A 6,503-nucleotide genomic window follows, 5' to 3' on the forward strand; every position below is an offset into this window, starting at 1 on the left:
GACATTCCCGATCTTTCCGTACTGGAGATTCCCGATGGCCACCACGCCGGCCGCTGCCCAGCTTCCGTTGCTCTACAACGACCTTCAACCGCTTTCGAGCCAGCTCCACGCCGACTGGCGCGTGCGGCCGTCGAACGCGGCGCCGTTCCTCGCCACCCAGCACGCCGTGCCGCTGACGGTCGAGGAATTCCCGATCGTCCAGCGCCGGATGCCGATCGTCTTCTCGATCGGCGACGATCCGGTGCCGCTGGCGCTGATGGGACTGAACGAGGGCGTCAACGTGTTCATCGACGCCGAGGGCAAGCTGCGCGACACCGACACCTATGTGCCGGCGTACATCCGCCGCTACCCCTATCTGCTGGCGCGGCTGCGCCCCGATTCGGACGAGCTGTCGCTGTGCTTCGACCCGACCGCCGACGTGATCGGCGCGTTCGACGAGGGCGAGAAGCTGTTCGAGAACGGCGAGCCGACCGAGCTGACCAAGGCGATCCTGGCGTTCGCCGAGCAGTTCGAGCAGGCCGGCCAGAAGACCGCCGCGTTCATGGCCGAGCTGAAGGAGCTGAAGCTGCTGATCGACGGCGAGGTCCAGATCCAGCCCGACGGCGCGGCGCAGCCGTTCGTCTATCGCGGCTTCCAGATGGTCGACGAAGCCAAGCTCAACGACCTGCGCGGCGACCAGCTGCGCAAGATGGCGCAATCGGGCATGTTGCCGCTGCTCTACGCCCATCTGATGTCGCTCAGCCAGATGCGCGAGCTGTTCGGCAAGCAGATCGCCCAGGGCAGCGCGCCGCAGGCGCCGTCGGCGATCGAGGCGACGCCGGCCAACGCCAACGCCTGACACGGCAGCTGACACACTGACGTCACACGGCCCTGTCAGGGCCGACCCTGAAAAGGGGGAAAAGCGCCGGCCGCGACAGCGGTCCGGCGCTTTTTTTTTGCGCCTGGGCAAGTGGGGCGCGCCGCTGTGTGGTGGTGCGCCCGAAGGAGCGACTTCGAACCCGTCAGGGTTCGCAAGCGCGAACGCGCGCCCGAGCGTGTGCGAGGACAGCCAAGCGGGCGGACGCCCGCGCCGGCGCTTGAGGCAACAAATCATGGTGCCCTCGAGAGGATTCGAACCTCCGACCTGCGGTTTAGGAAACCGTCGCTCTATCCTGCTGAGCTACGAGGGCACGGGGCGTGCTGGTAATCGCCGCCCCGGCCAGGGTCAATTGCGCGCTTCGGGCGGGACCACCGGCACCAGCAGCGGCGCGACCGGAACGCCCTCATCGATCAGCGCCCGCGCCTCGTCGCGCGTCGTCTGGCCGTGGATCGACGCGGGCGGCGTGTCGCCAAGATGCATCGCGCGCGCCTGATCGGCGAAGGCCATGCCGACCCATTGCGAGCTTTCGAGCGCCTTCGCCTGTTCGGCAGCGATCGCGGCCATCACCTGCTTGATCGCGACGGCCGGCGGCGCGGTGGCGGCGGCGCGATTGCCCTTTGCGGCGACGTTGGGCGCCATCACCGCCTTGGCGATGTCGCCGTCGCCGCACACCGGGCACATCAGCAGGCCCGACGCGCGCTGCTCCTCATAGGCGGCGCTGGAGGCGAACCACGCCTCGAACACATGCTGGCCCGCGCAGCGCAGGTCGAAGGCGATCACGGCGCCGCCTCGACCGGCGGGATCGCGCGGCGATGGTCGATCACCGGGATGCGCTGGCGCGTGTCGGCGACACGGGCGGGATCGATATCGGCAAAGCCCAGCCCGGCCGCGCTGCCCATGTCGAGCAGCACCCCGCCCCACGGATCGATCGCCAGCGAATGGCCGTAGGTGGCCCGGCCGTCGGCATGGCTGCCGACCTGCGCCGCGGCGAGGACGAAGGCGCCCGATTCGATCGCGCGCGCGCGCAGCAGCGTGTGCCAGTGCGCCATGCCGGTCGGCACGGTGAACGCCGCCGGCACCGCGAGGATCGTCGCGCCCGCCCCGCTCAACGCCTGGAACAGCGTCGGGAAGCGCAGGTCGTAACAGATCGCGAGGCCGAGCACGCCGAGCGGCGTCGCCACCGTCACCGCGCGCTCGCCCGGCGCATAGGCGGCGGATTCGCGCCAGCTTTCGCCGGTGGGCAGGTCGACGTCGAACAGATGGAGCTTGTCGTAGGTCGCGCGGATCGCGCCGGTATCATCGATCACGAACGCGCGGTTGGCGAAGCGCCCGTCGTCGGCAAGCACCGCCAGCGAGCCGATATGGACCCACAGGCCGTGCCGCGCCGCCGCGTCGCGGACCGCCGCGAGCACGACGTCATCCTCGGCACGGGTGATATGCCGTGCGGCGCGCGCGCGATCCTTGTCGATCAGACCCGACATCTCGGGCGTGAACAGCATCGCCGCGCCGCCGGCCTGTGCCGCGGCGACCGAATCGACGATGGTGCGGGCGTTGGCGGCGGGATCGATCCCGCTGGTCATCTGGAGCAGCGCCGCCTTCATGGCGTCAGCAACGGATCCAGTCCGCCATCCCGATCGAGCGCGGCGAGATCGTCGGAACCGCCGATGTGGCGGCCGTCGATGAAGATCTGCGGCACGGTGGTCCGGCCGTCGGCGCGCTGGATCATCTCCGCCCGGCGCGGGCCGCCGAGGGTGATGTCGATCTCCTCATATTCCACGCCCTTTCCGGCCAGCAGCCGTTCGGCGCGCGCGCAATAGGGACAGAACGCCTTGGTGTAGATTTCGACCTTTGCCATCGTCCCCCAGAGGTGTGAGGCGCGGTCGCGCTTGTCAATCACCTGGGTCTCAATCAGGTGGGCTTCAATCACCCGTCGCTTGCGGATCGATCACGCGCGCCCACGCCAGCACGGTCACCCGCGCCGCGCCGCCGCGCAGCAGCACGCGGGTGCAGGCGCCCGCGGTCGCGCCGGTGGTGAAGACATCGTCGACCAGCACGATATGCGCGCCCATCAGCCGGGGCGCGGCGCGATCGGCCAGCGCGAACGCGCCGGCCACCGCCTTTGCCCGCGCGCGGCGGCCCAGCCCGCGCAGCACCGGCGTCGGCTTGCGGCGGAGCAGCAGATCGTGAGCGCGCGGCACCCCGCTGGCGCGGGCCAGCGCGTCGGCGATCAGCGCCGCCTGGTTGTAGCCGCGCGACCATAACCGGCGACGGTGGAGCGGCACCGGCACCAGCAACGTCGCGTCGTCGGGCAGCAGCCGCGCCATCTGCCGCGCCGCCGTCTGGGCGAAGGCGGTGCGTCCGGCATATTTGAGACGCAACGCCACCGTCCTGGCGACATCGCCGTACGCCACCGCCGCGCGGGCGCCGGCATAGGGTGGCGGATCGGCGAGGCACGGGCCACACAGCGCGCCATCGCCGCGATCGAAGGGAAACGGCCGCGCACATCCGGCGCACCACGGCGGCCCGAGAAAATCGAGCCGGCCCCAGCAGCGCGCGCAGAAACGGTGATCGGCCTCCCCCACCGCGCCGCAGCCGGGGCAGCGTGGCGGCAGCGCCAGCGCGGCGACGGTTGCGAGCGGCCGGGCCAGCGCGTCGAGCATTGCCCCTTGTCGCCGCCGCCGCGCCGCCGCACAAGCGCCGCCGTGGATATGCCCGACATCTTCGACCGCCATCTGCGCCGGCTGCGCCGCGACCGCGCCGCGCGCGGCTATGACGGATTCCTGCGCGCGGCGATGATCGACGGCATCGTCGATCGGCTGGACGCGGTGACGCGGAGCTTCACCGACGTGCTCGATCTGGGTGCGGCGGACCACGCCTTCACGCTTCCCGGCGCGACGATCGCGCGCTGCGACGCCGGGGCGATCTTCGCGCGGGGCGGCGTTCAGGCCGATGAGGATCGCCTGCCGTTCGCCGACGCCAGTTTCGACCTGGTGGTGTCGGCCGGGGTGCTCGACCAGGTCAACGACCTGCCCGGCGCGCTGGCGCTGATCCGCCGCGTGCTGCGCCCCGACGGGCTGTTCCTGGGCGCGTTCGCCGGCGCGGGCAGCCTGGCGACGCTGCGCGCGGTGCTGCGCGACGCCGAGCCGGGGGTGACCCGGCTCCACCCGCAGATCGACGTGCGATCGGCCGGCGACCTGCTGGTCCGCGCCGGATTCGCGCTGCCCGTCGCCGATACCGAAACGCTGAACGTGCGCTATCCCGACTTGTTCAAGCTGCTCGCCGACCTGCGCGCGACCGGATCGACCAATTTGCTGCGTGATCGCACGCCGCTGACCCGCGCGACGCTGGCACGGGCGGCACAGACTTTCGCCGAACACGCCGACCCCGACGGCCGCACGCCGGAGCGGTTCGAGATCGTGTTCCTGACGGGGTGGGCGCCCGATCCGTCGCAACCCAAGCCGGCGCGGCGCGGCAGCGCGACCACCAGTTTGCTGGAGGCGCTCAAGCCGAAGGTCTGAGCTTTCCGGGGAGCGGAGGAGCAGAAGGGCGGTGCTTCGACAAGCTGAGCGCGAACGGATGGGAGTGGCACCAGCGACACCGGCATGTCGTGCGCGTTGCCCGACGCAGCGCGTGCCCGCCGCCGCCAGCCCGCTCGATACGCTTGCGCCCCGATCAGGCCCACCCCCCGTTCGCCCTGAGCATGTCGAAAGGCCGTTCGTCTTCCTCGCGCTAAGAAGAAGACTATTACACCAGCGCGTCGAGCAGGCCGATCAGCGGCTTGTCCGCCGGGGGCATCGCCAGCCGGTGCAGGTCGACCGGGCGCAGCCACTGGAGCGCGGTGGCGTGGCGCGCCTCGGGTTGGCCGCGCCATTTGCGGCAGATGTAGAGCAGCAGCAGCAAATGGCGATCGCCCAGCCCCTCGCTGGCGAAGGCTGCGGGGGCGAGGCACGCCGATTCGACGCCGATCCCCAGCTCCTCGTCCAGTTCGCGGATCAGCGCCGCCTCGGGCGTTTCACCCGGCTCGATCTTGCCGCCGGGGAATTCCCACAGCCCGGCCATCGCGGTGCCCGGCGGGCGCTGCTGCACCAGCACGCGCCCGTCGCCGTCGACCAGCGCGGCGGCAGTGACGTGCAACAATGATCCGTGCGCCGGCAATGGTGACATTTCGTTAATGCTCCCGGTCTAGCGTGATCGGCGATCGACCGGAGACCGATCATATGCGCGCTATTACCCATGCCCTGGGCCGGCTGGCCCGCGACCGCAAGGCCGCGACCGCGGTCGAATACGGCCTGATCATCGCCTTCATCGTCATCGCGATGGTTTCGGCGCTGAGCTCGCTTGGCCAGGCGACGACCGGCTTCTGGGAAAACGTCTCGTCGAAGGTCGAGACCGCCACCGGATGACGGCGCGGCATTAAACCTTTCTCAACTTCCGCCTCTTAATTTCGGGGCTGCTGTCGGGGGACAACTCGCGATGGCCGGGTGACTGAAGCTTCAATTATGGAGACCGACATGCAGAAGATTCGCAACTTCATCAAGAATTCCAAGGGTGCGACCGCGATCGAGTACGGCCTGATCGCCGCTCTGATCGCCGTTGCCGCGATCGCGGCGATGCAGGGTCTGGGCAACTCGCTCAAGAAGACCTTCACCAACGTCAGCGACACGATGGGCGGCGCAGCCGGCTAATCGTCGCAGACGACAGAAATCGGGGCGGCGGGACTTCGGTTCCGCCGCCCCTTTTCGTTTGCGGGGTGGAAAAAGACTGTGCGCCGTCAGCGCCGAGCCGGGGCAAGAGGCCCCGGGCGCGGCGCATGAGGGCTGGTGGCCCCCGGCACCGGGGCCGGGGTAGCGGGTATTGTTACGGACCAGCGCGCTGTGCGGCGCTCGCCCGGCCTCAGCCCCGGCCGATGCCCAGGAACTTGGCGCGCCGCGCGGCGCGGATCGCGGCGGGCTCCATGCCGTCGAACGCGACCAGCGCGTCCCACAGCGCCTGCCCCAGCGATTCGATCGCCGCCGCCGCATCGCGGTGCGCGCCGCCCAGCGGCTCGGGCACGATGCCGTCGATCACGCCCAGCCCCATCAGGTCCTGCGCGGTGACCTTCATCGCCTCGGCGGCCTCGGCGGCCTTGTCGGCGGTGCGCCACAGGATCGACGCGCATCCCTCCGGCGAGATCACCGCATAGATCGCGTGCTCGAACATCAGCACGGTGTTGCCGGTCGCCAGCGCCACCGCGCCGCCCGATCCGCCCTCACCCACCACCGCCGCGACCATCGGCACGCCCAGCTCCAGGCACGCCTCGGTCGAGCGGGCGATCGCCTCGGCCTGGCCGCGCTCCTCCGCCTGCACGCCGGGGAACGCGCCCGACGTGTCGACCAGCGTCAGCACCGGCAGCCCGAAACGGTCGGCGAGCTTCATCAGCCGGATCGCCTTGCGATAGCCCTCCGGCTTGCCCATGCCGAAATTGTGCCTGAGCCGGCTGGCGGTGTCGTCGCCCTTTTCATGGCCGATCACCATCACCTTGCGCCCGCGGAACGTGCCGAGGCCGCCGATGATCGCCTGATCGTCGGCAAAGGCGCGGTCGCCGCCCAGCGGCATGAAATCGTCGACCAGCGCCGCGACATAGTCCTTGAAATGCGGACGGTCG

10 protein-coding genes and 1 tRNA gene are annotated in these 6,503 nt (G+C 70.3%); 4 read left to right on the forward strand and 7 right to left on the reverse strand.

Annotation, left to right across the window (positions count from 1 at the left end; genetic code table 11):
• The first annotated feature begins 34 nt into the window (after nucleotides 1–34).
• The gene (locus VNR91_RS09450; RefSeq protein ID WP_325490514.1) at nucleotides 35–838 is read left to right on the forward strand and encodes a SapC family protein; all 804 of its coding nucleotides are present in this window, start codon (nucleotides 35–37) and stop codon (nucleotides 836–838) included.
• Nucleotides 839–1,092: 254 nt separating this feature from the next.
• Here the strand turns inward: VNR91_RS09450 and VNR91_RS09455 are convergent.
• The 5 genes from VNR91_RS09455 to VNR91_RS09475 form a co-directional block, all read right to left on the reverse strand.
• A tRNA-Arg gene (locus VNR91_RS09455) sits at nucleotides 1,093–1,169 on the reverse strand.
• Nucleotides 1,170–1,204: 35 nt separating this feature from the next.
• Nucleotides 1,205–1,639 (reverse strand): DUF1178 family protein, encoded by a 435-nt coding sequence (locus VNR91_RS09460; RefSeq protein WP_325490515.1) that lies wholly within the window; start codon nucleotides 1,637–1,639, stop codon nucleotides 1,205–1,207.
• Nucleotides 1,636–2,460: a carbon-nitrogen hydrolase family protein gene (locus VNR91_RS09465; RefSeq protein WP_325490516.1), complete on the reverse strand. Its 825-nt coding sequence runs from the start codon at nucleotides 2,458–2,460 to the stop codon at nucleotides 1,636–1,638. The genes VNR91_RS09460 and VNR91_RS09465 overlap by 4 nt, the downstream gene beginning before the upstream one ends.
• The gene (gene grxC / locus VNR91_RS09470) at nucleotides 2,457–2,714 is read right to left on the reverse strand and encodes a glutaredoxin 3 (RefSeq protein WP_325490517.1); all 258 of its coding nucleotides are present in this window, start codon (nucleotides 2,712–2,714) and stop codon (nucleotides 2,457–2,459) included. Before grxC ends, VNR91_RS09465 begins: the two co-directional genes overlap by 4 nt.
• A gap of 64 nt (nucleotides 2,715–2,778) precedes the next feature.
• Nucleotides 2,779–3,519 (reverse strand): ComF family protein, encoded by a 741-nt coding sequence (locus VNR91_RS09475; RefSeq protein WP_325490518.1) that lies wholly within the window; start codon nucleotides 3,517–3,519, stop codon nucleotides 2,779–2,781.
• A 48-nt stretch (nucleotides 3,520–3,567) separates the two neighbouring features.
• Here VNR91_RS09475 and VNR91_RS09480 point away from each other — a divergent pair, with 48 nt between their 5' ends.
• Nucleotides 3,568–4,377: a methyltransferase domain-containing protein gene (locus tag VNR91_RS09480; RefSeq protein ID WP_325490519.1), complete on the forward strand. Its 810-nt coding sequence runs from the start codon at nucleotides 3,568–3,570 to the stop codon at nucleotides 4,375–4,377.
• A gap of 226 nt (nucleotides 4,378–4,603) precedes the next feature.
• Here VNR91_RS09480 and VNR91_RS09485 read toward each other — a convergent pair whose 3' ends face one another.
• A complete protein-coding gene (locus VNR91_RS09485; protein WP_325490520.1) occupies nucleotides 4,604–5,023 on the reverse strand; it encodes a (deoxy)nucleoside triphosphate pyrophosphohydrolase in 420 nt (139 codons plus the stop codon).
• A 53-nt stretch (nucleotides 5,024–5,076) separates the two neighbouring features.
• Here VNR91_RS09485 and VNR91_RS09490 point away from each other — a divergent pair, with 53 nt between their 5' ends.
• Together VNR91_RS09490 and VNR91_RS09495 are read left to right on the forward strand one after the other, a co-directional pair.
• Nucleotides 5,077–5,262 (forward strand): Flp family type IVb pilin, encoded by a 186-nt coding sequence (locus VNR91_RS09490; protein WP_325490521.1) that lies wholly within the window; start codon nucleotides 5,077–5,079, stop codon nucleotides 5,260–5,262.
• Nucleotides 5,263–5,370: 108 nt separating this feature from the next.
• Nucleotides 5,371–5,544, forward strand: a complete 174-nt coding sequence (locus tag VNR91_RS09495) for a Flp family type IVb pilin (protein WP_325490522.1) — start codon at nucleotides 5,371–5,373, stop codon at nucleotides 5,542–5,544.
• Between the two features lie 208 nt (nucleotides 5,545–5,752).
• Here the strand turns inward: VNR91_RS09495 and VNR91_RS09500 are convergent.
• The coding region (locus tag VNR91_RS09500) for an acetyl-CoA carboxylase carboxyltransferase subunit alpha (protein WP_325490523.1) at nucleotides 5,753–6,503 on the reverse strand (751 nt) is incomplete at its 5' end.

It is taken from the genome of Sphingomonas sp. (assembly GCF_035555815.1).
In the GTDB taxonomy this organism is placed as follows: domain Bacteria; phylum Pseudomonadota; class Alphaproteobacteria; order Sphingomonadales; family Sphingomonadaceae; genus Sphingomonas.

Bases quoted from the DNA above. Each gene is read 5' to 3' on its own strand.
- VNR91_RS09490 (WP_325490521.1), top strand. From the start codon at position 5,077: ATGCGCGCTATTACCCATGCCCTGGGCCGGCTGGCCCGCGACCGCAAG.
- VNR91_RS09480 (WP_325490519.1), top strand. From the start codon at position 3,568: ATGCCCGACATCTTCGACCGCCATCTGCGCCGGCTGCGCCGCGACCGC.
- VNR91_RS09465 (WP_325490516.1), bottom strand. From the start codon at position 2,460: ATGAAGGCGGCGCTGCTCCAGATGACCAGCGGGATCGATCCCGCCGCC.
- VNR91_RS09495 (WP_325490522.1), top strand. From the start codon at position 5,371: ATGCAGAAGATTCGCAACTTCATCAAGAATTCCAAGGGTGCGACCGCG.
- grxC (WP_325490517.1), bottom strand. From the start codon at position 2,714: ATGGCAAAGGTCGAAATCTACACCAAGGCGTTCTGTCCCTATTGCGCG.
- VNR91_RS09485 (WP_325490520.1), bottom strand. From the start codon at position 5,023: ATGTCACCATTGCCGGCGCACGGATCATTGTTGCACGTCACTGCCGCC.
- VNR91_RS09450 (WP_325490514.1), top strand. From the start codon at position 35: ATGGCCACCACGCCGGCCGCTGCCCAGCTTCCGTTGCTCTACAACGAC.
- VNR91_RS09475 (WP_325490518.1), bottom strand. From the start codon at position 3,519: ATGCTCGACGCGCTGGCCCGGCCGCTCGCAACCGTCGCCGCGCTGGCG.